32 protein-coding genes, 2 tRNA genes and 1 pseudogene are annotated in these 25089 nt (G+C 59.7%); 26 read left to right on the top strand and 9 right to left on the bottom strand.

Features of this window, described 5'->3' with window-relative positions; translation table 11 throughout:
• The first annotated feature begins 30 nt into the window (after nt 1-30).
• From CIT31_RS29955 to CIT31_RS29880, 14 genes are all read left to right on the top strand, one after another.
• A complete protein-coding gene (locus CIT31_RS29955; RefSeq protein ID WP_095521479.1) occupies nt 31-258 on the top strand; it encodes a helix-turn-helix transcriptional regulator in 228 nt (75 codons plus the stop codon).
• Nucleotides 258-599, top strand: a complete 342-nt coding sequence (locus CIT31_RS29950; RefSeq protein WP_095521478.1) for a hypothetical protein — start codon at nt 258-260, stop codon at nt 597-599. The genes CIT31_RS29955 and CIT31_RS29950 overlap by 1 nt, the downstream gene beginning before the upstream one ends.
• A complete protein-coding gene (locus CIT31_RS29945) occupies nt 596-808 on the top strand; it encodes a hypothetical protein (protein WP_095521477.1) in 213 nt (70 codons plus the stop codon). Before CIT31_RS29950 ends, CIT31_RS29945 begins: the two co-directional genes overlap by 4 nt.
• Nucleotides 805-1464: a DUF1376 domain-containing protein gene (locus CIT31_RS29940; protein WP_095521476.1), complete on the top strand. Its 660-nt coding sequence runs from the start codon at nt 805-807 to the stop codon at nt 1462-1464. The genes CIT31_RS29945 and CIT31_RS29940 overlap by 4 nt, the downstream gene beginning before the upstream one ends.
• Complete coding sequence (locus CIT31_RS29935) at nt 1461-1709, top strand: hypothetical protein (RefSeq protein WP_095521475.1); 249 nt, start codon at nt 1461-1463, stop codon at nt 1707-1709. The genes CIT31_RS29940 and CIT31_RS29935 overlap by 4 nt, the downstream gene beginning before the upstream one ends.
• An 885-nt stretch (nt 1710-2594) precedes the next feature.
• Nucleotides 2595-2870, top strand: a complete 276-nt coding sequence (locus tag CIT31_RS29925; RefSeq protein WP_095521473.1) for a hypothetical protein — start codon at nt 2595-2597, stop codon at nt 2868-2870.
• A gap of 69 nt (nt 2871-2939) precedes the next feature.
• Nucleotides 2940-3458, top strand: a complete 519-nt coding sequence (locus tag CIT31_RS29920; protein ID WP_095521472.1) for a hypothetical protein — start codon at nt 2940-2942, stop codon at nt 3456-3458.
• A 13-nt stretch (nt 3459-3471) separates the two neighbouring features.
• Nucleotides 3472-4149, top strand: a complete 678-nt coding sequence (locus CIT31_RS29915) for an ATP-dependent Clp protease proteolytic subunit (RefSeq protein WP_095521471.1) — start codon at nt 3472-3474, stop codon at nt 4147-4149.
• Nucleotides 4146-4910, top strand: a complete 765-nt coding sequence (locus tag CIT31_RS29910; protein WP_095521470.1) for a hypothetical protein — start codon at nt 4146-4148, stop codon at nt 4908-4910. Before CIT31_RS29915 ends, CIT31_RS29910 begins: the two co-directional genes overlap by 4 nt.
• The gene (locus tag CIT31_RS29905) at nt 4907-5164 is read left to right on the top strand and encodes a hypothetical protein (RefSeq protein ID WP_095521469.1); all 258 of its coding nucleotides are present in this window, start codon (nt 4907-4909) and stop codon (nt 5162-5164) included. The genes CIT31_RS29910 and CIT31_RS29905 overlap by 4 nt, the downstream gene beginning before the upstream one ends.
• A gap of 219 nt (nt 5165-5383) precedes the next feature.
• Nucleotides 5384-5722, top strand: coding sequence for an HNH endonuclease (locus tag CIT31_RS29895; protein ID WP_245316517.1), 339 nt, complete (start codon nt 5384-5386; stop codon nt 5720-5722).
• Between the two features lie 67 nt (nt 5723-5789).
• Nucleotides 5790-6353: an HK97 family phage prohead protease gene (locus CIT31_RS33975; RefSeq protein WP_133116232.1), complete on the top strand. Its 564-nt coding sequence runs from the start codon at nt 5790-5792 to the stop codon at nt 6351-6353.
• Nucleotides 6354-6662: 309 nt separating this feature from the next.
• On the top strand, nt 6663-6962 hold the full coding sequence (locus CIT31_RS29885; RefSeq protein ID WP_095521465.1) for a DUF1236 domain-containing protein: 300 nt from the start codon (nt 6663-6665) through the stop codon (nt 6960-6962).
• A gap of 75 nt (nt 6963-7037) precedes the next feature.
• On the top strand, nt 7038-7235 hold the full coding sequence (locus CIT31_RS29880; RefSeq protein ID WP_095521464.1) for a hypothetical protein: 198 nt from the start codon (nt 7038-7040) through the stop codon (nt 7233-7235).
• Nucleotides 7236-7563: 328 nt separating this feature from the next.
• On the opposite strand, the gene CIT31_RS33970 is transcribed toward CIT31_RS29880, so the two are convergent.
• Entirely contained in the window at nt 7564-7800 is a 237-nt protein-coding gene (locus CIT31_RS33970) for a hypothetical protein (RefSeq protein WP_133116231.1), read from the bottom strand.
• 264 nt (nt 7801-8064) lie between these two features.
• On the opposite strand from CIT31_RS33970, the gene CIT31_RS29870 reads away from it, so the two are divergent.
• From CIT31_RS29870 to CIT31_RS29860, 3 genes and pseudogenes are all read left to right on the top strand, one after another.
• Entirely contained in the window at nt 8065-8316 is a 252-nt protein-coding gene (locus tag CIT31_RS29870; RefSeq protein WP_206073431.1) for a hypothetical protein, read from the top strand.
• Between the two features lie 477 nt (nt 8317-8793).
• A pseudogene (locus tag CIT31_RS29865) lies at nt 8794-9653 on the top strand (ATP-dependent DNA ligase).
• Nucleotides 9654-9658: 5 nt separating this feature from the next.
• Complete coding sequence (locus CIT31_RS29860) at nt 9659-9889, top strand: hypothetical protein (RefSeq protein WP_165778600.1); 231 nt, start codon at nt 9659-9661, stop codon at nt 9887-9889.
• A 165-nt stretch (nt 9890-10054) separates the two neighbouring features.
• Here CIT31_RS29860 and CIT31_RS29855 read toward each other — a convergent pair whose 3' ends face one another.
• From CIT31_RS29855 to CIT31_RS29845, 3 genes are all read right to left on the bottom strand, one after another.
• Nucleotides 10055-10345 carry a ribbon-helix-helix protein, CopG family gene (locus CIT31_RS29855; RefSeq protein WP_095521461.1) on the bottom strand — a complete coding sequence of 97 codons (291 nt, stop codon included), beginning with the start codon at nt 10343-10345 and terminating at the stop codon, nt 10055-10057.
• Between the two features lie 3 nt (nt 10346-10348).
• Nucleotides 10349-10528 (bottom strand): hypothetical protein, encoded by a 180-nt coding sequence (locus tag CIT31_RS29850; protein ID WP_095521460.1) that lies wholly within the window; start codon nt 10526-10528, stop codon nt 10349-10351.
• 146 nt (nt 10529-10674) lie between these two features.
• Nucleotides 10675-10926, bottom strand: a complete 252-nt coding sequence (locus CIT31_RS29845) for a hypothetical protein (RefSeq protein ID WP_245316515.1) — start codon at nt 10924-10926, stop codon at nt 10675-10677.
• A gap of 64 nt (nt 10927-10990) precedes the next feature.
• Here CIT31_RS29845 and CIT31_RS29840 point away from each other — a divergent pair, with 64 nt between their 5' ends.
• Nucleotides 10991-11215: a hypothetical protein gene (locus tag CIT31_RS29840; RefSeq protein WP_245316514.1), complete on the top strand. Its 225-nt coding sequence runs from the start codon at nt 10991-10993 to the stop codon at nt 11213-11215.
• A 210-nt stretch (nt 11216-11425) separates the two neighbouring features.
• Nucleotides 11426-11890 (top strand): hypothetical protein, encoded by a 465-nt coding sequence (locus CIT31_RS33965; protein ID WP_133116230.1) that lies wholly within the window; start codon nt 11426-11428, stop codon nt 11888-11890.
• 99 nt (nt 11891-11989) lie between these two features.
• Here the strand turns inward: CIT31_RS33965 and CIT31_RS29830 are convergent, their stop codons facing one another.
• From CIT31_RS29830 to CIT31_RS29805, 5 genes are all read right to left on the bottom strand, one after another.
• On the bottom strand, nt 11990-12202 hold the full coding sequence (locus CIT31_RS29830) for a hypothetical protein (protein ID WP_165778599.1): 213 nt from the start codon (nt 12200-12202) through the stop codon (nt 11990-11992).
• A 264-nt stretch (nt 12203-12466) separates the two neighbouring features.
• Nucleotides 12467-13348 carry a trypsin-like peptidase domain-containing protein gene (locus CIT31_RS29825; RefSeq protein WP_108722863.1) on the bottom strand — a complete coding sequence of 294 codons (882 nt, stop codon included), beginning with the start codon at nt 13346-13348 and terminating at the stop codon, nt 12467-12469.
• Between the two features lie 573 nt (nt 13349-13921).
• On the bottom strand, nt 13922-14149 hold the full coding sequence (locus tag CIT31_RS29815) for a helix-turn-helix domain-containing protein (RefSeq protein WP_095521455.1): 228 nt from the start codon (nt 14147-14149) through the stop codon (nt 13922-13924).
• 480 nt (nt 14150-14629) lie between these two features.
• The gene (locus tag CIT31_RS29810; RefSeq protein ID WP_095521454.1) at nt 14630-15619 is read right to left on the bottom strand and encodes an AlbA family DNA-binding domain-containing protein; all 990 of its coding nucleotides are present in this window, start codon (nt 15617-15619) and stop codon (nt 14630-14632) included.
• A 159-nt stretch (nt 15620-15778) separates the two neighbouring features.
• A tRNA-Asn gene (locus CIT31_RS29805) sits at nt 15779-15853 on the bottom strand.
• A gap of 220 nt (nt 15854-16073) precedes the next feature.
• Here CIT31_RS29805 and CIT31_RS29800 point away from each other — a divergent pair.
• From CIT31_RS29800 to CIT31_RS29770, 7 genes are all read left to right on the top strand, one after another.
• Complete coding sequence (locus CIT31_RS29800) at nt 16074-16334, top strand: hypothetical protein (RefSeq protein WP_029353198.1); 261 nt, start codon at nt 16074-16076, stop codon at nt 16332-16334.
• 329 nt (nt 16335-16663) lie between these two features.
• Nucleotides 16664-16737: transfer RNA gene (locus CIT31_RS29795), tRNA-Cys, on the top strand.
• Between the two features lie 107 nt (nt 16738-16844).
• On the top strand, nt 16845-17513 hold the full coding sequence (locus CIT31_RS29790) for a protein-L-isoaspartate O-methyltransferase family protein (RefSeq protein WP_095521453.1): 669 nt from the start codon (nt 16845-16847) through the stop codon (nt 17511-17513).
• A gap of 186 nt (nt 17514-17699) precedes the next feature.
• Nucleotides 17700-19106 (top strand): TolC family outer membrane protein, encoded by a 1407-nt coding sequence (locus CIT31_RS29785; RefSeq protein WP_095521452.1) that lies wholly within the window; start codon nt 17700-17702, stop codon nt 19104-19106.
• A gap of 211 nt (nt 19107-19317) precedes the next feature.
• On the top strand, nt 19318-20214 hold the full coding sequence (locus CIT31_RS29780; protein WP_095521451.1) for a PopZ family protein: 897 nt from the start codon (nt 19318-19320) through the stop codon (nt 20212-20214).
• Nucleotides 20215-20435: 221 nt separating this feature from the next.
• Nucleotides 20436-23219: a valine--tRNA ligase gene (locus tag CIT31_RS29775; RefSeq protein WP_095521450.1), complete on the top strand. Its 2784-nt coding sequence runs from the start codon at nt 20436-20438 to the stop codon at nt 23217-23219.
• A gap of 432 nt (nt 23220-23651) precedes the next feature.
• Nucleotides 23652-24872, top strand: coding sequence for an OmpP1/FadL family transporter (locus tag CIT31_RS29770; protein ID WP_095521449.1), 1221 nt, complete (start codon nt 23652-23654; stop codon nt 24870-24872).
• The last annotated feature ends 217 nt before the right edge of the window (nt 24873-25089 follow it).

Genomic DNA, 25089 nt, shown 5'->3' with positions numbered 1-25089 from the left:
TTGCGTCAACTAGAAACGCGAGGAACAGAGATGCAGCAATCTGCACTTTCCGATCTCGTCGACGAGCCCTCCGCATGCAAGGTGCTCGGAGGCGAAAATAGTCCGATCCACCGCTCAACGCTCTGGCGAGGCGTCACCGCCGGCCGCTATCCAAAACCGATCAAGGTCGGACCCGGCACGAACCGTTGGCGCCTAAGCGAACTGGCCGCCGTCGTCGATCGCCTTGCCGCCGCACGCGACGAGGAGGCGGCCGCATAATGAACAAGGGCGAGCAACACCGGAAACTGGTCGACGGCATCCTGAACGCACCAGAAGCCCTGATTGGGCAGGGCGTCAAACCTCTCATGCGCTATCTGGCCAAGATCGCGCCCGATGCCAAAGGCGCCGACCTGGAAATAGCGATGGAAGATGCTGCCGGCATTTTGGAGGACCGCGCCCTTGAATATCAGGCCGAAACGAACCTGATCACAAGCCGCTACATGCCCCTTTTCGATGGCATGCCGGCCGGAACTCCGCTGATCGAAGCTGCCCGCGACAAGGCTCGCCGCGGGGATCCGCTGGGCATCGACGTTCTCAAGGAACTAGGGGAATCCGTATGAGCGGCGCGCTTCCGGTGGGAGGCACGACAGGCCTTTGCCACGAAAGCACATCGGCGATCGACCAGGCTGCCGAATGGCTGTCCCTGACACCGCGCCGCCAGCGCGACAAGCCGGCGGTGCCATTGCTACGCGAACGGTTCGGCCTGACGGCGCCAGAGGCCTGCCAAGCCATGGCCGCGGCCAATTTGATCAAGGCGAGGTCGACATGACGACATTGCCATGGATGCCAGTTTTCCCCGGCGACGAGTTGGCAGAGACGTCCCACTTGTCGACCGAAGAATACGGCGCCTATGCGCTGTTGAAGATGGCGCTGTGGCAGCACGGGGCGATCACCGATGACGACGAGCGCCTTTCGAGGATCACCCGGCTCTCGCTCGAAAGATGGCTCTCTGTCCGAGCGATCGAGCCGCTGTTCGGTCCGAAATGGACCCACGCGAAGCTCGAACATCATCGCACATTGGCGGCCGGCCAGCGCGAAAAGAAGTCCGCGGCCGGCAAGAAAGGTGCTCTCGGCCGCTGGGGTGTCGATGGCAAAGCCAATGGCAACCGCAATGGCACGGCCAATGGCGTTGCCATAGCCAAGGATGGCAGTGCCATGCCTTCTGCCAATGGCACAGCCAATGCAGATGCCAATGGCCTCCAACCCCAGATGAAGAACTCTGCTTATGAAAAGGAAGTGCTTACACACGCACACCCGCACGCGCGAGAGGAACAACCTCCCCACATCGTCGACAAGGTAAAGGCAGGGCAATGGCTCGATGACCATGGCGTCGATCCGTTCGGCCCACAGTTCGACGAATGCGTTGCCAAGATGGTGGCCGGTGCGCTGACGTGGGCTGACATCGAAAGGGCGGCGGCCGCATGACTCAGATCCCCTTTCCGTTTCATCGCCGGCAGCATGTTCTCCGCGACATAGCCGATACGTTCATCCGGGAAGGTTTCGACGCGGGCAACAAACGCGCCGAGGCCTGGGGCTGGACGCTGATAGCGCGCTCTGCCGAAGCGGGCATGGATGCCGATCGGATTGCCGCCGACCTCGACGCATTCATCGCGGCATGGCGAGCCTATACGATCCCGCGCCTGGCAAAATGTCGGGACAGCGCCGCATGACCCGCGCGGCGTTGGACCTACGACGGCTCGACCTGGAGCGATCGGAAGCTGCTTCGAAGCGTGAACGGACCGCGATAGCAACACCATCGGTTTGCCAATGGCCATCAGTAGCATCAGCATCAGAGGAAGTTCGCTACGAAGACAAGGTAGCGCCTACGCCTGCACGCGCGCGAGACCCGATACCGTTGTTCTGCTCTGATGCCCAGGCTCGGCAATGGCTGCTTGCCCATGACGTAGTTCCCGGTGATCTCGACGGTCTAGCCCGCAAGATGGTCGACGGCGGTCTGGTCTGGTCGGACGTCGAACGGAGCGCCGCATGACCCGGGTCCGTGAGCGCGTTGGCTTCAGCCAACATGGCGATTGCCTGCTCGACTTTTTGAGCCGAGGCTTCGGTGCGCTCTATGTGGTGGATCACTTGGTGCCTAAGCATCGCAAGCCTGGCTGCGCGACGCATTTCGCCGTTTCGACTAGTTTGGAGGTGGGCGAGCATATCGGCCGCCATCCCGCGCCCGTGGGGTTCCATGGTGTTCATCATGAGTTGCTAACTCATGGCGAAGCGGATCGTTCCGGCACGCCGCCTGGACACTACCGGTCCCCGATCGAAAACGCGCACAAAACCAAATTAGAATTTCGCGACGTTCAATGTGGCAGGGGGCGGAGGGTTCGATCGGCCGCACGTTCCATCGCACACCGTTCCCCGATCCGAATTTCGCGCGTTTTCAGAATAACATTCTGGCTTGGCCAATGTGCAAGCCGCGGGGGACCTGTCAGTCCGAAGAGGTTTCAACGCGCTACCAGCTGCCATCGGTTTCTTGCGCTAAACCGTTACAAAAAAAGTTTTTGCCCCGTAACTTTTTGCCACAATTGGCGCCGGGCTGGTGACGCATGAGCGCGCCCGATCGCATGTGTCAGCATTGCAGCGGCGGCCTCGATGGTAAGCGGGCTGATGCGAAGTTCTGCAGCGCCTACTGCCGGGTGAACTCCCATCGCAAAGACGTCGGTCGCGTCGAACCGATCCGAGCCGATGTCGTCATCGATAAGCCGATGCGCGATGTATTGGTCGAGGACAACCACCTCAACCCGCAGGACGAACACGACGCGGCAAAGGTGCGTGAAGCCTTCGACCGCATGTGCCGGCATCTCTGCGAAAAATATGCGTAACACGATCGGCGGTTACGCCTATCGGACCTGGGTTAGAATCAGCGGGTGATTTGAAAACAGGAGCGCTCGATGCTTGCCCGCCTGACTAAGCCCACCGCGATTGACTTCGAAAAGATATTGGTGATCCCCGAGCGGCCGGCCGCGGTTGGCGAGGCCGAGGCAGCCTTGCAGGAGGCCGCAGCGGCCCGCCAGGCAGGACAGCGCCGCCACATCGAAGCAGGCCAGCGTCTTGCCTCTCAGCGTCTGGGCGAGCCGCCTGCGATCACAGCAAAGGAAGTCGACGACCTTGGTTTCGCGTTGGCCCCGTTGTTCGAGGCAGAGACAGCGGCAAAGGCTCACCGGGATCAGGTGCTCCAGGCCTACGAAAGCAGCATCGCACCTTCCCTTGCCGGGCCGATCAAACAGCTTCGCGACGCCATCGAGGAGGCGATGGGGAATCTGGAAACGGTCCTCAACCACGGCGTTTCATTCAAAGCGCGCGCCGGTAGCTTTGACCTCGCCAAAATCAGCAAATTGCCCGGCATCTGCCCGCACGCGATCGAGCGTCTAAAACTCGTCCGCGCAGCGCTCGATCACGCCAATCGCTGATGGCTTTACGCGCATGAGCACCGACATCATCCTCAATCGCTTGGCTGCCCTGGAAGAGCAGGTCGGCGAATTCTTGCCGGCGGCACTGGAGCGGCGGCGCGGCGGTCTGGAGCCGTGCGACTGGCTCATGGCTGATGTTCAAGCCAGGGCTGAAATCGATCGTGACTTGGCAAACCACTCCGTCGTTGAGATGGCAGAAATTTATGTGGTCGGCGACATCAACGACGCCCTGGCGCTGAACGTGCACGACCAGCTCGAAGCGACTCGGCTCTCGCCGGCAATTAGCGTGTTCATCGACACCTCAGGCGGTGATTTCGATGCCGCCGTCAGGATTCACCGCGCGATAAGGTGGCACGCTGGCACGAAGCGGGCAAAGCTTGGCAAGCGCTGCCAGTCGGCCGGCGTACTCATCAGTATGGCCTGCGATCATCGCGTGGCGTCGGCGGACACCGCGTACATGCTGCACCTCACAGCCGATTGCCCAGATCCTCGCGATCGCTGGACGATGTTCAGGCACATCGAGGCAGCGCGCCGGCTGCGGCAGACCGACAGCCTGTACCTCAACGTCATCGCCGACAGGTCGGGCGCCGACCTCGCCGCGCTTGCGATCGAGGCCGCAAAGGACGAGCCGCAATCCCTTGAGTGGTGTCTGCGGAACAAGCTCGTGCACGAAATCGAGGATGCGAAATGACGAAGGGACCCGTCATAGTCGATCAGCAAGCGGGCGATCTCGCCAAGATCGATGGAGAAATCAGTGATGCCAAGGCGCGCATCAAGAGGCTCGGTGCAGAGTACGCTGACGCCGAAGAAAAGCTCGATGATGCCAGATGGAACGCCACCAGGAAGGCTATGGGAACCGCCCGTTCCAGCCTGGACGCACTCGAAACGAAGCGCGCCGAGATCTTGGCCGGCATCTACGTCGAGAAGGTCGAGCCCAAGCAACAGGTGTCGGCGGCGCCTGTCCAACGCCGCGCTTGGGAGATTGACGAGAAGGTTCTGAAGGCCCGCGTGCCGGAATATCCGGACATCAAAAGGGGCAGTGACGCCGACAAGGACGAGGCATTCTTCAAGGAATACGACCACTCCGTCAATTACTGGGTCGCGAAGATCCAGGACGAGTTTAGGCAAGACGGATTCCATCCTGACGTAAAGGTCGGACTGGATTTCATGGCCACCATGATCGGAGTGCAGAAGGCCAATTTCCTATGGCTCTCTGGTCGATGCATGTCGCTGGAAACGTGTCTGGCTGAGATCGAGAACAGGCCTACGCTCAAGTACGCCGGCGTGTGGAGCGCATCCACCACTTATGTCCCCGGCGAGATCGTCAGCCACGGCGGATCAAGTTGGCATTCCAACATCAAGTCACAAGGGTTGCAGCCGGGTGAGAGCAATCCCGCGTCCTGGACCTTGATGACTAAGCGCGGTCGCGATGGGAAGGACGCCCGGCCATGACCAACGCCGCCAACGATAACACGCCGGCCGCGAAGCCGACCATCGAGAGCTTCTACATCAGCGGTGAAGGCCCGAACTGGAACTTCAGCAACGACATGCTGCGAGCAACCATGCGCGAGAGCATGATGCTTTTCTACAAAGCCCAAGCTCGCCTTCCCGACGATCGAGAGAGCCTGTTGATTTGGGCAGCGGTACAGCGCTGGCACGGCGTGCCCGCGCACTCGATCGAGCCTCCAGAGATGAGGCAACAGTGATGACGCCGGAGATCATTGATCTAGAGGCCATCCTTTGCGAGGATGACAGGACGGTTTTGTTGGTCGGTTACACCGCGGATCCCGATCGAGACCTAGTGCAGTCTTTCGAGTTGCCGATTGCGATAGAGCGGCAGCACTTCCTTGAAGCCGAATGGCACCAGGCAGTGCGCCCTGGCGACTGGAGGCTCCTCTGTGGCTAGGCTCTCAAACCTCAAGCCGATGCTCGGCACCATGCCGCCACGGCTCGGCACGCCAGGCCCAGCCAACGAACGCGAGCGGTCATCGCTTCGATCAAAGACCGAGCCGTCTTTCAAATGGCTGAATAGTGCGCGATGGAAGAAGCTCCGGCTCGAGGTGTTGGTCCGCGACCGCTTCACCTGTCGCATGTGCAAACGCATCGAGCCCGACACTTCGCGGCTCGTCGCCGACCACGTCATCCCCCATCGAAATGACCAGGTTAAGTTCTGGGAAGGTGAACTGCAAACCCTTTGCCGCACCTGTCACAGCACCACCAAGCAGAAAGAGGAAGCCGCTATGCCAAAGGGGGTTTGGTACTGATGGCTCCGGATGAGGTTTTTCCCGTCCGTGGATGGAAAACAACCCGGGGGGGCGTGTGGGAGCGGATTTGTCGAAAAAGCCCCATAGCCGCTGCCCCGGCATTCGCGGATTTTATTCTCCCGCTGAGAAAATCGGCCTGTCCCGAAACCGGAGTTTTTCCAGTCCGTGGATGCAAAAACCCGAGGTTTTTTTAGTCCGTGGATGCACAGCCGGGCGGCCTCACGCTGATCGCCGGCTATGCCTCAACCTTCGGCGTCGCGGTCAATATGGTCAGCATGTGATTGCGGCCGGCGCCTTCACCAACCTTCTGCAGCGCGGCTTTTCTCCCAAGATGCTTGGTGGGCATGAAGGGGAGCCGGTTGGCGAATGGTTGAAAATCACTGCGGATCAAACCGGTCTGTTCGTGATCGGCCGCGTGGATGCACCAGCGGCAATCGCGCGGATTGAGGCGGGCTGTCTCGGCCTTTCGCTCGGTCGAAAAGTCGGTTTGCGGGAGGTGATCGATGGCGGCAATTCCTTGTGTGCCGAGATCCTGGCCGTCCCTGAAATTTTGAATGGGACGGCGGAACCAGGGGTCTCAGCGTCGCGGCCAAGGTCTACGCGACCGCGCAGACCGGCGGGCGGCCCCTAGCTAACGATGATTCCTATCGCCAGGAACGTGATCGATACGGCGAACACCGGAGCGAGTAACCAGCGAGCTTGGTGGATACTATTCTCCATGGTCTCTCTCCAGTGAACACATGGCAAGAAACGAGTGCCGACGGTCGCGGTTCCGGGCTGCACCCCGTCGTCGTCCTTTGCGACAGCAACCTCAGACTTAGGTCCTCCTTTGAATAGACCGAAGCCCAATCAAGGAACGTTTGCGGACGCCGGCGGTTGGGTGGGGCTGGCGCGAAGACGATGCCGTTCAGCGCAACAGAACTCACGCAAGGAGCCAATTATGAAAATGCATCTTTCCACTGCAGCCGCGGGGTTTCTGCTGCTGGCAGGTATCGGCGCCGCTGCCGCTCAGGACGTGATCATCGCGCCTGAACAGGAGACGGTCATCAGGGAGTATGTGAAGAAGCAGCCGCTCGCGTCGGTGAAAATCCCTGGAGTGGAGCTCAACATCGGCTCGACCTTGCCCGAGACGGTCGAGCTTCACGAAGTACCCGACGTCAAATATCGTTACGTGGTGGTCGACAACCGTACCGTTCTTGTTGATCCAGGCACACGCAAGATCATCAAAGTCATCGAATGACCTAAGCGACTGGGAGGACAGCCCGCCGTGCCGAAAGGTGCGGCGGGAGGCCAGCAAGGGAGGAATGTGATCATTATGTCGAATCGTGAGATTGGAGCGTCCCAGGCGCTGCGAATACGGGTGGCCGACCTCAATGAGAGGATGTGCGGCGCCCGGATTACCGAGAGTGAACTGAAGACATTTCGAAAGGTCGCAGCCGTCATGGAGGACGGCAAGGGCAGAATCGATGCCGACGATTTAATTGCCGCATCCTTCGTCGAGACGCTGAACTAACCAAAGCCGCCTTTAAGCACTCAAGAAAGCAAGCGCTCAATGTCCCTCTCTCAAAGCCTATCCTCTGTCGGTCTCACTTTCCAATGCCCGCAGTGCAACTTCACCGTCATCAAGAATGGCAGCTGGTTTCAGGTCGTTTCCCATTACAAGTGCGACGGATGCGGACGCGACATCCGGATTACCTATCCCGATAAGATCGCGATCTTCCAGAAGCACGCACACTTGGCCACTACCCCGCCGGGAGCTGCGGAATCACGTTCAGTTCACTCGGGCTAATGCAAGACGGCTAGCGCGTAAATTGGGAGTTACTGGCGCCAATCGGGACGTCTCAGATCCCATACATCAGGGCAATGAAGATCACCGGCGCAAAGATCAGGAAGATCGCCATTACGATAATCACGGCAAGGGCCAGGCGCTCTGTTCGCCTGACGACTGCAGCGACGTCGTCGTCGCTCGACGAAACGAGATCAACCACCGCGAAATCTGTTGGGTCAGGAGTGTGATTGTCATTGGCGGGTCGGCTTGCGACCTCATCGACATTCTGTCTGCTCTGGATAAGGGTCACAGTTGTTCCCGCCGTTAGGGTGTCATATCGGGTGCCCGCCGAAAAGGACAAACAGCGGGCACCCGCTGAACCACCGATGAAGGGACGTTGCTCGGCGGCCCAATACCAATTCGTTGGTCAGATCTTGGTTGCCAGCCTCAGCCCTCTGACTTTAACGAAAAGACTTCAGTCTTACTGCATCATGGACCAAAGCCCGGCGGCGGAACTAAGCGCCCGCCGGTCCCGTTTGCCGAGCAGTAATAATTCAGAATAGGAGAGGTAGTCATGGCTGACGGTCCCACTGTTGTTAACTCGGGCGGAAATGGTGCCGGCACTGCTGTCGCCGTCGTTCTCGCAATTCTTGCAATCGTGATCCTGCTGTTGTTTACCGGTGTTTTCAACATCAACGGCGGAGGCACCGGAAAGGACGTCGACGTTAGGGTTCAAGTGCCCAAGGTCGAAGCGCCTACGGTCGAAGCGCCCAAGGTCGAAGCGCCAGCCGCGCCCGCTCCGGCAGCACCTGCTAACGGCGGCTGATGGTACCTCGGGACATCAGGCCCGGCGGGGGATTGATCGGTGAGCAGCTGAAATTCGGCAGCGGCCCAGCGGCTTGTGGGGGGATGGGCCGCTGCGCCTGACCAGCGAGCCTTCGGGGGGCGCTCACCTGGCTGGCCGGAATCCATGCCTCAAGCTAATGGAGTCGAAACATTCGTACGAAGTACATGGCGCCAATTCCGCTGTGTAGCAGCCATAAGGTGCCCCACACCGAAATTGCATCGTCAGCAATACCGGGCACCCCAATGCACGGCACTCAGGGCCCGTCGCTTTGCAAATGTAGCGGCGGGTCTTGTGCATAGAGGGTACCAGCCTACGCGCTGCCGTCCCTCTCGCTTTCCTGGTGCGGAGCTTCGTTGACCTGCAGCATTGACGATGCCGGTTTCGTTGCCCGCACCGTTTATTTCTGGAACCTAATATAACCAGAAGGATTGAATGGCGGTCTCGTGAGTGCCGTTCATGCGTTTGAAGTTCATCCCGCCGCTGATGCCGACATTGGTCGAGAAGCCTCCCGAGGGCGAAGGCTGGATTCACGAAGTCAAGTTCGACGGCTTCCGATCGCAGATGATCATTGATGAAGCCGGCACGCGCATCTTCACGCGCAACGGGATGGACTGGACGGCGAAGTATCCCGATCTGGTCGAAACGGCCAAAGGGCTCAACGTCGACAGCGCCATCGTCGACGGGGAACTCATTGTCCCGAATGAAGCAGGCCTTGCCGACTTCGCGGCCTTGCGGAAGGCGATCACACGACGCCAGCATGATCTCTATTTCGTCGCCTTCGATCTCCTGCATCTCAATGGCCATGACCTGTGCGACCTGCCACTGGAACATCGGCGCGAACTGCTTGCGGGTTTGATCCCTCCGGGAAGTCGCATCCAGTTCAGCGGGTCTCTTCCGGGCGAAGCCAAAGCAATCTTTCACCTGCTCGATCAGGCCGGGATGGAGGGGATGGTTTCGAAGCGCCGGGACAGCAAATACCGCAGCGGCCCATCGACCAACTGGCTGAAGGCGAAGTGCTACGCCGTCGGCGAGTTTGAATTGCTCGGCGTCGAGCGAGAGGCAGGCAAGCCGGCCTTCGCCCTCATGGGGGAGATCGGCACGCGAAAATAAGTCGGGTCTGCCTTATCAATTCAAGCCGCGAGATCCGCGAGCGGCTATGGAAGCGGGTCCAGGAGCATGCAGGGCCGGCGCCGAAGGGCATGAAGCGGCCGGCGACGCAATGGGTCAAGCCGGGACTGATCGGCCGAGTGAAGCACCTACGAGGCGAGGAGGACCTGCGGCACGCCTCGCTGCAGGACTTCCGGGAAGAGGAATGAGCACTATGAAACGCAAGCCCAGCAAATCCGGGTTCAACAAACTTCTCGACGTCGACACCACACTCCTATCAGCCGAGCCTTTGATCGGACTCCTCGAACTGGAGACCGACACCGGCACGATCGAACTGGCGATGAACAGGACCTTGGCCGAACAACTTCTATTTGCCGTCGTTGAATTTCTCAAGGCCGGCAAGGGAGATGATGCGCCAACATTTGCGGTCGAGCGTTCGCAATAGGCAACTATCCAAATTTTAAAGCAGGAAGTGGCCGGCGCCGCTTGGGGGGGCGTTGGGGTAGATTGCCTGTAACGGAGCCGGCCTAGGCGGATTGGGGAGGGTCCGCCGTACGAACAAGCTAACAGCGGTTGGGGGCGGGCGGTAGGTACGCGTTCGCGGTAGTCCCTACGCGCTGCCGTCCGTCTCGCTTTCCTCGTCGATCGCCCGGACCGGCAGATAGGCGTTGGTTTCCAGCCATTCGCGCAGCACGATCTGTATGAGATCAGACCGGCCAACTTTCATCTCGGCAGCAATCGAATCGAGCGTGTCTGCGGTAGCCGGCTCGAGTGGAACACCAGCAACGTTTCTGAGCATCAATGCGGCGCGACGCAGGATGACCTGCAGATCCGCGCGTGACATGTCCGCGATGCGGTCGGCGGCGCTTTCAAGCTCTTCCGCAACAGATAGGCGTGTCATCTTCTAGCGCCGTTCAAGTTCAGCCAGTTCGCGGAGCAGTTCCTGCTGATTGTTGTGGTTCTCGACCTCCCGATCGTTAATGTAGTTGACGCAGGCAGCGAGGCGTTCACTGACCCCATTGATGTGGTCGGCTAGGTCACGCATGATCCTTGTAGCGCCTTGCAGGCATGTGCTCTTGTCCATGAAGTTGCTCCCTGCAGGAGCGGCGGGCAAAACCAAAATCGCCGAGACAAGTAACACCCGAAGACCACGCATCCCAATTACTCCCCTGCGTTGAAGACGGGGGAGCTTTCTCCTTTGTCGCGCAAAACGCAAGTTCGCCCACCGATTTAATCCACCATGTCACGCAGGGGCTTCTTGCGTTTCGGCGCCCGGCATTTCTCGACCAGCCTGACCTTGTCGATGTCAACCGTCACCAGCGGTCCCATGTCGATGGTCACCCTGCCGCCTTCCTCGTCTATGCGGGTGATCTCACCGGTAAGCTCGATCTGCTGCCCCTTCTCTGGGGCGGCCGGCACCTTAGTCAAGTGGTAGCTAATATAGGTGACCGCTTCATCCAATCGATGGACGAAGCCCGTCAAAGGCCGATGCTATTCTGATTGCATGTCGCGACCTAACTTACCCCCGAGCCACCTTGCTATCGCTATGCTCGCGATCAGCGTCAGCTATGCCGAAGCCGCGGACCGTAAGGTCGAAACCGCGACGCTCGGTACGTACGCCAATTCGAAGAACCTGCCGATTTGCACCGCGTCAAGCTCACTCTTCGAAGTCGTAGGTGACAAGTGTTTTCTCGTCAAAGGTTCGATGATCTATGGCGACATCGCCGAGCTTTCCCAGCTAAGCATTTGGGCTGGTAGCGGAGGCTGGTAGCGGAGCGGGGTGCTAGCGCCGGCCATTTCTAAAGCCGGGCTGATCGGCCGCGTGAAGCACCTACGCGGCGAACAGGATTTGCGGCATGCCTCACTGCAGGATTTTCGGGAAGAAACGTGACAGCGAGCTTATCGAGCGTCCCGGCCGCAGCTTGCCTATAAGTCGATACTTATGCAAATATCCGGGGCATTCTGCACGTTGAGGCGCGGCATGCTGGCGAGCACCCCTTTCACCGAGATCGAGATCGAGGGTGTCGGCACCTACCGCTTGCCGAACCAATGGCAGTTGCAGCGCGTCAATAGGCTGCGCGGCCTGAAACGCCACATCGCGGTGTTGGCCCTTGGTTGCGGGATGACAGTGCGCCAGTTCATGAAACTGCCCGACGCCACCAAGGCCGAGCTCGATCGCGCCTATCTGATGCTGATGGCGCCATCGAACATGGAGCGGCCGGCAAGCGAGCCGGTCGAGCCTCGAGCGGTCCCCGGCGGCCACCTGTCGATCGATCAGAAGATGGCGATCGGCCGCTGGCTGCTCCGCAACAAGGCAGCGTTGCCGCATGGTCATTTCGGCCCCTGGCTGGACAAACAGGAAGGCCTTTCCCGCGGTATGGCCCGCCAATGCATGGCGCTGGTCACAGGCGGGCGCCAGGACGCGAAAGGCGCTTTCCCGCTGTAGCTCAGCGGCCAGCCGAAACGCGCGCTGGCGAGGCTACTATTACAACGGCAGCGTTGGACTAACATGGCCCAAGGGTTGGCGGACTGACGCCGCTCGCGCTCAGACTCGGCGACGCTTAGAAAGGGCCTGCAGTAGGCCCGCTTCGTCATCGATTCCGTTCTGGAAAACGATGACGATTTCCTCAGCGAGGTCTTCCCTCTGTTCCTTGTCCATTTGGGCTAGACGGCGCTCGCCGCACAGTTGGTCGAAAACCCGCTGGAGCAAGCCCAGATCGGCAGGCTCAAACACTCCGCTGTAACGCGAGAATGGCATAACGGCAGCCCTCAATTTGCCGTCCCTTACCCTATCATTCTGCCACCAACTACGACCAACCTCGAGCTAGGCCGACGAAAACGCGCGCTGGTGGCTGCTAGATGGAGTCGGCATCAAAGTGGAGATCTTCCACTTTGAAACTGGCAAACTGTGCATCCTCCAATTTGGCAAAGTTTACGTCCTCAACTTTGCCATCCTCACTCCGGCGCCGCCGTGGTGGCTTGTCTATCGATCAGCGAGCGGCATTGCGCTTAGCGTAACCTGTTAGCCTGCGCAGATCTCGTCGATCAATTCTCTTCGCCAGCAAAGCCCCAAAGCCGCTTGGGCTTCCTGTTCGGGTAGACGCCCGCTGTAGATTCCTATGAATTCAGATGCTGATGCATTCAACGCAACGTCATCTCTATCCCAGAAGCCCGCTGCATCTACGTCGATCTCGGCATACGGATTGTTCATGTCCCATATGCCATCAAAGTAGGCGAAAACTGGGGAGCCTGACATCCCCTCTCGCGTGTATCCGTCCAAGAAAAAGGCTGGGTAACGGGTGCCGCCTTTCATGCCGCCAAAACCGTGCAGTTCGCCGCCGAGAACAACGTCGTAAAAAGGCTCCGATGCGACAAAGGTAGATTTCCAGATTGGCAGGCCAAAGCCGACGCTAAGATTCTTGGGAAATCCGATCACGAAGGCCACACCTCCCGGCCGGACCGGTATCTTCATCGTGCTGATCAGATTGGCACTGTTGTGCATGAAGTCCGGCTCGTCTGCCGGCTTGGGAAGTCTTATTGCGACGACATCGCACTGGAGTCGAGGGTGCTCAAGCCAGAGTGGGTCAGTCTGCGCGGCAGAATTGCCGTAGATCTCCAAACGCTTTGGCGATACGCCGAACCTGCGCGGCTCTATGCCGACATCATCGACCCATGTTGATGTCTTTATCTCGAGCCATGACGGAGTCCTTGCATTTACCTTGTCCAAAACGGCGCGAGTGAAGAAATTCCGCCCGGTCACAATGTGCCAATTGGTTATGAGGTATCGATCTGCCCGATGGGTAAAAAAGAACCCGCTGCCCGATGAAACTATGCCGCCACCATCATAGAGAAGTATTTGAACTGGAGCCTGCGAATAGGTCGAGCGAACCCCACGTTCGGGCATCTTGGATCTCCCCGCTCATTCAATGACAACTGCTGATACAATTTCATTCCATATCCGGAACATCGCCGCTGATAAACAGCGTCGCCGGCGACTACTGGCACGGATGCTGCAAACGGTATTCGAGCAGAAGGCTCATGACCTCGTCGGTTTTGTCCTGGCGGTGTTTTGCTGCCAGTTCAGCCTTATCGACGGTCTTCATATTTGGCAGCGAACGCATAAGAGCCGAAGCCCTGGCGAAGGGAGATCGGTGACAAGGTGCAGATCGAGGAGAACCGCTCTCTTAGTCTTTGCCAACCGCCTGATAGCAAGCATCGCCCGTTTGATGGAAGTCCTTGTCGAAGTAGGCGACACAGCGGAACGTGAAGCGCTGCTTCTCACTAGTGCTCTCCCAAAATGACACCACAGCCTGCCTTCCGTCCGGCCACGAAAGTCCCGCCGCACCTGTCTGTCGCCAACCTGATTGCGCAAGGCTCGCCGATGTCATTCCCGGAAGCGCTTGCCATTCTGCCGCCTCGCTGGCGCTAACGCTTGTTATCGTCCCCAAGGCCAAGAGTACGGCGAAGCCTAACCTAGTCATTTCCGCAGCCTCACACCGGCGCCGCCGCCATTCTCGGGGATGAACTCGACGCCGGCCGATTCGAGGGCGGTCTGTATTGCTCTCAGCGTCGACGCCTTAGGGTCGCTGGCCCCGCTCTCAAGATTGTTCAGACCGGTCGTCGATATTCCTGCGCGCTTCGCCAGCTCTGCTTGCGTCAGACCGAGCATAGCCCGGGCACCCCTGATTTGATGTGGTGAGATCATGCCACAAGCTATACGGCGAAGTAGAGATATTATCAACTACGCTTGACACTTTGCGCGCTTGTGGTTTACTCAACCACGCTTGATAATTTCTCAATAGGAGCAACCAGTGCCGAACACCTCAGTTCCGGCGGCCGGCGAAGCTTTGCCCGCTGCCCAGCCTACCACCATCATCGGGAGGTTTTCCCGCCGCGCCCTGCTTGGAGTCGGGGATATGAGCGGCGCAACAATTCCGGCGAGAAACCTCCAACACTCTTGGCGGTTTCAAGAGATCGCTACGGCTGAACAAAAACTAAAGCGGCTAGGAAGGGAGCTAGCCACCGCACTCGACGAATACTTGCGGGCGTCGAATTCGGTCGGTTATCCGGTCTGCCTCAGCGTCTATCCGCAATCGCTCGGCAGAAACGAGTGGCTAGCGGAGCCAACTCTCAACTGACGAAAGTGGACAAGTCGTCCACCTTGGCCCGCTGCTTCGGTGGCGGGCTAGGTGCTGTCCCATTCCAACTCCAAGAACTCGGCTGGGCTAAGAACAACCTCTCCAATCTTCCGCCTCATGTCCTTGGCGAAGATACTGTAGGGCACCGATAGCATTGCATTCCCAACAGGCGCGCCTCCAACGAATTCCACAACGCTCCGCGAGTCATCAAATAGGATAGTCATCTCAAGCCTTTCCATTAGCCTGGATTGACCGGGATGAATCACATACTCTGAATTCCCATAAGACATTTGGCCGTCTGGCGTACGCTCGCGATGAACGCCAAGAATGTGGTCGGGCCATTCAACAGAGAATGTAGAAGCTCGTTCCAAATGCATTGAAGGGAAGAATGCTGTGGCCTCGCCGACATTGTCCAACCAAAACTCCAAGTGAAACTGGCCTTGCGGTCCTGAAGAAGATCTACGTCGAATTCGAGTGCTGAGTTGTAGGTCAGGAACAGATGCGCGCTTAAAGGCATCTTCGATGTCGAAGTGCTCCATCGCATGGGTAGAGCTGCCCGAGCGCTTGAAATATTGCTTTTGATCGGTGGCTTCGCTCCGGTGGGGGCGCCGCTCGGAACGAGGCACGTCTATGACTAGATAGCCAGCGCCCTGGTTCCCATGGGATGCAAAACCATCGACACGGACGCCGTCATTTTTGGGCTGCAACAAATCCCCAACAGCTGAACTCACAACACTGAGAGCGGTTTTCCAATTGGGCAGCGGCTCGAGAGCGATGGCAGCATCTACTCCATCAGCATTCTTGCGGCAGACAACCCCAATGACCAAAACGCCGCCGGCAGAGTTGCTAAAGGCCGAGAGTGCTTTGGCCAAGCTGCTTCGGCCTTCCTTGGTAAGTTGGCCTTGCGCAGTAAACGCTGCGCCTGGCTTGCCAATAGCCGGCGCTTTGAAATCAAGCCTCAGCCCTTCTTGCGTTTCGAGGAGGATAGCCTCGTGGAGGAATGCCTCCTTGCCAGAAATGATGTCGTCGAATTCCATCCCGTCCCCCCTGGGTTCGATTTGCAGGACCGCAGATCGGTTCTAACGGGTCGATCTTAGCGACAGCGATTCCCAGCAAGCAAACGCGCAGGGCGTACCTATAGCGTACCTATGCCAATTTTTGGCTAATTCTGGCGTCGGCTAAATCTTTGAAAATGTTGGCTCCCCGGGCCGGATTCGAACCAGCGACCAACCGGTTAACAGCCGGTTGCTCTACCACTGAGCTACCGGGGAACAGAGGCTCTCATGTGAGTGGCGCAGCCTATAGCAAACCCGTTTCGGCTTTGCAAAGAAGCATTTCGTATTTTCGGCGCTTTTTCGCGCGACGATTTCTAGCAATCATGTGCGCGCGTCCTCATATGAGCCGTCTGACGGGGGCGCGGAACCGAAAACGTGGTTGCGGCTTTTCGTCAGCTGGTGCTTTTACTTTGCCCGAATGGACCACCGACCAGACATGAGCGCAGCAAGCCACAACCATCCACCGGCACGGAAAATATCGGTCTTCGGCCGTCAGTTCACCATGCCGCGCTCGCGCGGCCTCAGGATTGCGATCGGCGTCGTGCTGATCTTCGGCGGCATTCTCGGCTTCCTGCCGATCCTGGGATTCTGGATGATACCGATCGGATTGCTGGTGCTCTCCTACGAGTTCGCCTTGGTACGCCGCCACCGGCGCCGGCTTGTCGTGTGGTGGGAACGGCGGCGGCGGCCGAACTGACGGTTTGCACCCCGTGGCAAGCCTCTGTGAAGGGGCGGTCTTTCCGGCTCGACTCAACCCGGCTGATGCCCGGCGCGCTTTTTTCCGGCCCTTGCAACTCCTTCAAAACGGCGGACCTTCTGCTTACCCGACGTGAGGTCCAGGCCCCGGGCTTCCCTTTGCAAAATTCCGTACTTAACAGTTAACTAATATTTTGATTGCAGCATGCGTGTCGACGACGCGATGCGTGGAATCATGGTCGAGGGGAAACCGTCCGGAATGCACCATGGCCGCTTGACGGCATTTTCGCCGCAACCTATTGGAACCGGGTGGAACGCCGGAAGCAATGAGGCCTCGTGGCGGAGTGGTTACGCAGAGGACTGCAAATCCTTGCACCCCGGTTCGATTCCGGGCGAGGCCTCCAAATGCCCAAGCTCCCGCGCACCAGCGCCAGGGGGCTTGAGTTCCGGTCGAAATGAGCCGCGGTCTTGGCGCGGCAAGCAGATTGGTTTTGGGCGGATTGGTTGGAACATGAGCGCTGATTTTGCCGAACGTCGGGTGAAGATGGTCGATGGCCAGATCCGCACCACCGACGTGACCAGCGCGCCGCTGCTCGAGGCGCTGCTTGTCGTGCCGCGCGAGGCCTTTGTTGCCCCCGGCCAGCGCGATCTAGCCTATATCGACGAAGACATCCGCATTGCCAATGCGGTGGATGGCCCCCGCTACCTCATGGAGCCTTCGCCGCTGGCCAAGCTGATGCAGCTGGCCGAAATCGGCCGTGGCGATTCGGCGCTCGATGTCGGCTGCGGCACCGGCTATGCGGCGGCGATCCTGTCGCGGCTGGCAAAGTCCGTCGTTGCGCTGGAAAGCGATCCGGCATTGGCCGAGACCGCCATGTCGACTCTTTCGGCGCTTGGCTGCGACAATGTCAGCGTGGTCACGGGACCGCTGCCGGAAGGCCATGCCGCGGGAGCACCCTACGATGTCATTTTCATCGGCGGCAGCGTGGAGAAAGTGCCGGAGCCGCTGCTCGAGCAGCTTGCGGAAGGCGGTCGGCTCGTCGCCGTCGAAGGGCAGGGGAATTCGGGTGTGGCCCGATTGTTTCTGAAAACAGGGGGGGTTGTAGCCGGAAGAGGCGCATTTAATGCGGCAATTAAGCCACTACCGGGATTCGAACGTATTCGTGCGTTTGAGTTCTGAATGATTTTGGCTTGCAGCAAAGGCGTTGTCATGTTCGCTTGCGCTTGAACAATCGTTGCTGATCCGCATAACCGGGGTGTTCTTTTGGGGGCTGACAGCAGGGAACCTGAAACACACCGCGCCGGCTGCTCAAATGGGAGAAGCCGGCGCGGTGTGGTTCCCATGCAAAACGAATGAGGGAATAACGTGCCGTCTTTACGCAAGAGCCTTTTTGCCGCCGTCCTCGTTTCGGCGACCGCGCTTTCTCCGCTGGCCGCCTCGGCGGAAACTATTCTCGGTGCACTTTCAAAAGCCTACCAGAACAATTCCCAGCTCAATTCGGCTCGTGCCGGCGTCCGTGTCACCGATGAGGGCGTCGCCATCGCCAAGTCGGGGTGGCGCCCGACCATCACCGGTTCTGCGGACATCGACTTTTCCAGAAGCCATTTCGATGCCCGTACCAATCTCGGTTCGAACCGGGGCATCTCGTTGACCACCGGCAACTTCGGCGTCCAGATCGACCAGACCCTGTTCGACGGCTTTCAGACCAGGAACAACGTCGCCGCCGCCGAATCGCGGGTCCGCGCCTCGTTCGAGAGCCTGCGCAACACCGAAGAGAATATTCTGTTCAACGCGGCAAGCGCCTACATGGACGTGATTCGCGACCGGCAAGTGGCGGTGCTGACGGAGCAGAACCTGCAGTTCCTGACCGAGCAGGCGCGCGCCGCGCGCTCGCGCTTCGACGTCGGCGAAGGCACCCGCACCGACGTGGCACAGGCCGATGCCGAGCGCTCGTCCGCTGTGGCGGAACTGGCCGCCGCCCGCGCCCAGGCGCTGGCAAGCGCTGCGACCTATCGCCAGATCGTTGGCGACGAGCCGGGCAGGCTCAGGGGCGCTTCGCCGTTGTCGAAGCTGTTGCCGTCGAACCTCGATGCGGCGATCGCGATCGCATCCAGCGAGCACCCGGCCATCCTCTCGACCCAGCATCTGGTCGATGCGGCGGCGTTTACGGTGAAATCGGCCGAAGGCGCGCTGTTGCCGCAGCTTTCGGCTTCCGCCGGCGTTTCCAGCGCCTTTCGCAGGACGGCCCCGGGCTCTGCCGATACGGGGCAGGATGGCACAACCAATTCGGCCACCATCGGTGCGACGTTGACTATACCGATCTATTCGGGCGGGCGGACGTCGGCGATAGTGCGCCAGAACAAGGAATCACTTAGCCAGGCCCGGATCGAGGTCGATGTAAGCCGCGACACCGTGCGGCAAGCCGTGACCTCGGCGTGGACGCAATACATCGCCGCGCAGCAAACCGTGGTGGCCAACAGGCAGGTGATCGCCGCCGCGCAGCTTGCCTTGAGCGGCGTCATCGAGGAGCGCAATGTCGGCCAGCGCACCACGCTCGACGTTCTCAACGCCCAAGCCACCCTCATCACCGCCAAGATCAACCAGGCCAGTTCCGAACGCGATTTGGTGGTGGCGAGCTATGCCATCCTCTCGGCGATAGGTCGTCTTTCGGTCGATCGTCTCGCCCTTCAGGTGACGAAATACAGACCCGAAGAGCATTACAATGCGGTCAAGGACAAGTGGATCGGCCTGCGCACGCCAGACGGCCGCTGATCGCTCCACCAGTTTCAATTCCGTCCAGTTTCAAGGCATTAGAGCCCGCCGTTCAAAGGAACGCGCGGGCTCTAATCTGTTGAAATCCAACGCGCCCTCAGATTGGGGATTCTCGTAAGGCGATCCGTCGGTTACGCTGTCGCCATGATTCGAATCCGGCTTTGGCCGGACTGGAAATCTGCAACGAGTCACAAGGGCGGCGGATGTGACGATGGCGACAGCAAGCAGCGTACAGCGCGAACCTTCCATGGAGGAGATACTGGCTTCCATCAGGAGGATCATCGAGGACAACGATACCGGCCGCAAGCACCCGGACGAAGCGGACGACCTGCTGCAGGATTTAGCGTCGGTTGCCGTGCCGGCACCGGCGGTAGGCGGGCCGCCACCGGCGGCAGGCGAGGCGCCGCCGGCGGTAGGCGTGGCGCCGCCGGAGGCGGGTGCGTTTCGCGCCGAGTTGCGTCCGGGATTCGACGCCAGGAGGCCGGTCACGCTGACCGAGGTGCAGGCGCCACCGTCGGCCGCCGAGCCTGTCATCGCACGTATGGAGCCGCCGCTGCGTTCCGACCCGACTCCGGTCAAAGCGCCCGTGACGCTTGCTGGTGCCAGGGTCGCGGCCGAGCCGGGCCCGGCCGCCAAGCCGGAGTTGGATATGCCTGCGACGGCAAGGGTTGCCGAGACGACCGACAGCATTGTTGCCGATTGGCGGCGTGAGATCGCCGCGGTCGGCGAAACGATGACCGCGGCCAAGCCGGACAGGGCCGAGGTGCGACGAACGCCGGACGCCGAACCGGAGGCCGAGGTTTTCGAGGACGCGGCCGAACCTGCTTTCGAGCCGGCCCCGCCGCGAAGCGGGTTGGCGCGCCCGGCGACAAGCGAGGCACCGTCCACTCGTCCGGCGATCCTTTCCGAACATACGGGCCGGCAGGTCGCCGCCGCCTTCGGCGAGCTTTCCGATGCGTTCGCCAGCCGCAGCAAGAAAACCTTCGACGAGATGGCCGAGGAGATGCTCAGGCCCATGCTGCAGGACTGGCTGGACAACAATCTGCCGACGCTGGTCGAGCGGCTGGTGCGCGAGGAAATCGAGCGCGTAGCGCGCGGCGCGCAGTAACAATTCCGACGGTTGGCGGATGGGGAACGCCGCCGCTGGCGGCGTTTTGTTGATGTGCGATTTAATGCCTACGGCCTCGGCAGTGGCATTGCCTGTGATCTTGTCAGATCTATCTGTATGGCAGGCGAGCCCGCTCGCCCGCCGCCTCGCGGTTGACTTGGCCAAGACCTTCCGATTTACACCGGACCAGCAAAAAACCCGACAGCTCGGACCATTTCCCTATGCTCGAAAAAACCTACGACGCTAAAATCGTCGAGCCGAAGATCGCCAAAATCTGGGAGGAGGCCGACGCGTTTCGTGCCGGCGCGGGCGCCGAGGAGGGTGCGGAAGCCTTCACCATCGTCATCCCGCCACCGAACGTCACCGGCTCGCTGCATATGGGCCATGCGCTCAACAACACGCTGCAGGACATTCTGGTGCGCTTCGAGCGCATGCGCGGCAAGAACGTGCTGTGGCAGCCCGGCATGGATCACGCCGGCATCGCTACGCAGATGGTGGTCGAGCGCCAGCTTATGGAGAAGCAGATCCACCGCCGCGACCTGACGCGCGACGAGTTCATCGAGAAAGTCTGGGAGTGGAAGGCTGAATCCGGCGGCGCGATCTTCAACCAGTTGAAGCGGCTGGGGGCCTCGGCCGACTGGAGCCGAGAACGTTTCACCATGGACGAGGGCCTATCCAAGGCGGTGCTCGAAGTGTTCGTCACGCTCTACAAGGAAGGCCTGATCTACAAGGACAAGCGCCTTGTCAACTGGGACCCGAAGCTCTTGACTGCGATTTCCGACCTCGAGGTCGAACAGCAGGAGGTCAACGGCAACCTCTGGCATTTCCGCTACCCCGTCGAGGGCGAGGTTTTCGATCCGGAAAATCCTAAAACCTTCATCACCGTGGCAACGACACGCCCCGAGACAATGCTAGGCGATACGGCGGTGGCGGTGCATCCCGACGACGAGCGTTTTCGGCATCTGGTCGGCAAGAACCTCGTCCTGCCGATCGTCGGCCGCAAGATCCCGGTCGTGGCGGACCAATATTCCGATCCGGAGAAAGGCAGCGGCGCGGTGAAGATCACGCCGGCCCACGACTTCAACGACTTCGAGGTCGGCAGGCGCCATAAGCTGCCGGCGATCAATATCCTCACCGTAGAGGCGGCGGTCACCCTCACGGACAATGACGACTTTCTCGCCGGGCTGGAGGTGACGCCCGAGCGCGAGGCCGTCTGGGATGAACTCAACGGCCTCGATCGTTTCGTCGCGCGTAAGAAGATCGTCGAGCTGATGGAGGCGGGCGGTTTCCTCGAAAAGGTCGAGCCGCATCGCCATGCCGTGCCGCATGGCGATCGCGGCGGCGTGCCGATCGAACCGTTCCTGACCGAACAATGGTATGCGAACGCGGCGGAGCTCGCCAAACCGGCTATTCGTGCGGTGCGCGAGGGCCGAACCAATTTCGTGCCGAAAAACTGGGAAAAGACCTATTTCGACTGGATGGAGAACATCCAGCCCTGGTGCATTTCGCGCCAGCTCTGGTGGGGTCACCAGATCCCGGCCTGGTATGGACCGGATGGACGCGTCTTCGTCGAGAAGACCGAGGAGGAGGCGCTCGCAGCTGCCGTCGAATATTATCTGGCGCTGGAAGGGCCATGGAAGGCCTGGGTCGAGGACAAGCTCGAGAACTTCAAGCCGGGCGAGATCCTGACCCGCGACGAGGATGTGCTCGACACATGGTTCTCGTCGGCGCTGTGGCCGTTCTCGACGCTTGGCTGGCCGGACCAGACGCCGGAACTGAAAACCTACTACCAGACCGACGTGCTGGTGACCGGCTTCGACATCATCTTCTTCTGGGTCGCCCGCATGATGATGATGGGCCTGCACTTCATGGACGAAGAGCCGTTCCACACCGTCTATGTCCATGCGCTGGTGCGCGACAAGAACGGGCAGAAGATGTCGAAGTCGAAAGGCAACGTCATCGACCCGCTCGATCTCATCGACGAATACGGCGCCGACGCGCTGCGCTTCACGCTGACGGTGATGGCCGCGCAAGGACGCGACGTGAAGCTCGATCCGGCCCGCATCGCCGGCTACCGCAACTTCGGCACCAAGCTGTGGAACGCGACGCGCTTTGCCGAGATGAACGACGTCGCGAGGAACGACGAGTTCTGGCTGAACGACGCCAAGCTGGCGGTCAACCGCTGGATCCTGACCGAACTGACACGCGCCGCGCGCGAAATCACCGAAGGCATCACCTCATACCGGTTCAACGAGGCTGCAGGTGCGGCCTACCGGTTCGTGTGGAACTTGTTCTGCGACTGGTATCTGGAACTGCTGAAGCCGGTGTTCACAGGTCCGGACGAGGCTGCCAAGGCCGAAAGCCGGGCTTGTGTCGCCTTCGTGCTCGACGAGATCTATAAGCTGCTGCATCCGATGATGCCATTCATGACCGAAGAGCTGTGGGCTGAGACCGCCGGCGAGGGCAAGGAACGGCCGTCGCTGCTTTGCCATGCAGCGTGGCCGTCGCCAGACTTTGAGGATGAGGCAGCGGCCGCCGACATCAACTGGCTGGTCGAGCTCGTCTCAGGCATCCGCTCCGTGCGCTCGGAAATGAATGTGCCGCCGGCCGCGATCGCGCCCCTGATGGTGATCGGCGCCAATACCGCGACCCATGAAAGGCTTGAGCGCCAGGCATCGGCCATCAAGCGACTGGCGCGGGTCGGCGACATCTCGCTGGTCGATACGGCGCCTAAGGGCTCCGCCCAGATCGTGCTCAACGAGGCGACCATCTGTCTGCCGCTCGGCAGCCTGATCGACCTTACCGCCGAGGCGGCGCGGCTGCAGAAGGAACTGGTCAAGGTGACCGAGGAGATCGCCCGCCTGCACAAGAAGCTGTCCAACGAGAAATTCGTCGCCAACGCGCCGGAAGATGTCGTGGATGCCGAGCGCGAAAAACTCGCCGAGTATCGCGAGGCGCAAGAAAAGCTTTCGGTAGCGCTGACACGAGTGCGCGAAGCCGGTTGACTTATTCTGGTTTGAGAATCGAATTGGCTGAGGTTCGGATTGGCCAAAACCGGCTTCCGCTTTTGGGTCCGATGCTCAGGATTCGCGAGTCCTGCGAACTTTGCTTTTCGGACGGCTTCCTGCCGCGAGAATAGGCGTTCCGCAGCGTAAATCTTGACGTAAACGGAATGTTTTAGCCCAATTGTTGCCATAATGTAACAATGTGGCCTTGTCTTCGCAAAACCGGCCGTTTTGGCGTCGTTCCACGCGAGTTTTCTGGATTTTTTGTCGATTTGCAACCGAACGGGCCGTTTTCCGGCTTTGCGAGGAAAGCTGTCACTTTGTCTAAAATGCGGTCGGCGAAGGTGTACATGTACGCATCGGGAATTCATTGTTGCGCCGTTAACCTGAATTGGTTCTAGCTTAATCCCATACGTATTCGGGAGGAGATTCGTGAACAATTTGCGTCTGAAAGCGCTTCTGGGGACGGGGTGCTGTTCGCTATTGATTTCGAGCGTTGCGAACGCGGGCGGTTTCGACCGGGGCGGCGTCAACATCGACCAGTTGTTTGATGCCGCGCCATATTCGGTCGACGCTGGCGTCACCTATGTTTCGCCACAGCGTACGCTGAAGAATGTGCAGCGCCTGGATGGCTCCGGATTGTCGTCTTCGTCAGTGGACGTTGGTGGCGACTATGCGGTGCCGCGCATCGGTATCAAGGCCAACCTCTTTGAACCTGTGGATTGCCTTGCCACCTATACGGAACCGTATGGTGCGGAGGCAGACTTCGGAATGAACAACGCCTATTCGCCAACGGCGGTCGAATACTACGTCAAAACAAATGATTTCGGCCTTACCTGCTCCTACAAGGTAAATGTTGGCAAGGGCTCGATGCGGTTCATCGGCGGCGTCTCCTACCAGGAGGTTGATGCATTCCTGTCGCGGCAGACCTTGCTGGCCTTCGGCAATACCGGCATCGGCAAGTTTCAGCTTTCAGACGAGGCGTGGGGCTGGCGTGTTGGTGCCGCCTATGAAATTCCCGAAATCGCCTTGCGCGGAAGCCTGATGTACTCTTCGAGCTACAAATATGACGAGCTGTCGGGAACTGTCGACACCACCGGTTTTAGGGGCGCCTTTCCGGCGGATCTGATTCCAGGCGCTACCGGGGTCTTCCCTGTCTCCGCCTCGGCCGAGATACCCCAAGCTGTGGAACTCAAGCTACAGAGCGGTATAGCGCCTGGCTGGCTGGCCTTTGGTTCCATCCGCTGGCAGGAATGGAGCAGGCTTGGCGTCATTCCCATCAATGGCGTGCGCAGTCCGGTGACCGGCGCTCCCTCGCCCGTTTCTTTCGACCTGCTTTATCGCGACGGCTGGACGGTTTCGGGTGGCATAGCTCACAAGTTTTCCGACCAATTGTCTGGCGCGGTTTCGCTGACCTGGGATCGTGGAACCTCGACGACCTCCGGCTATCAGTCGGACACCTGGTCCGTGGCCAGCGGCATTTCGTATTCGCCGAACGACAAGATCGAGGTCAGACTTGGTGGTTCGATCGGTGTTCTGACCAGTGGGTCGTCGACCTTCACCGGTGTTGGCGACACGGCAAATGCCGTCACCTACACATACGACGACGATCTGCTCCTTGCCGGCTCAGCTTCGGTTAAGGTCAAGTTCTAAACATAAGTTTTCAATAGCAAAAAGGCCGGGCATTGCCCGGCTTTTTTGTTCGAGCGGCTTCCTGACATGCAGGCGGGGTTACAAAAACGCGGCACCCCTCTGCCTCCCGCGATTGTGACGTTTTGGCAACAGTTTCTGAGCAACCCTCGCACGACAAGGACGCCCGGGGAGATTGCCTATTTCCCGCCATAAACCCGGCGCACTCGAATTTGTCCCG

Origin of the sequence: Mesorhizobium wenxiniae (assembly GCF_002284535.1) — a bacterium.
Lineage (GTDB): Bacteria > Pseudomonadota > Alphaproteobacteria > Rhizobiales > Rhizobiaceae > Mesorhizobium > Mesorhizobium wenxiniae.
Note: the sequence above shows the minus strand (reverse complement) of the source record. Positions and strands in the feature narration are given on the sequence as shown.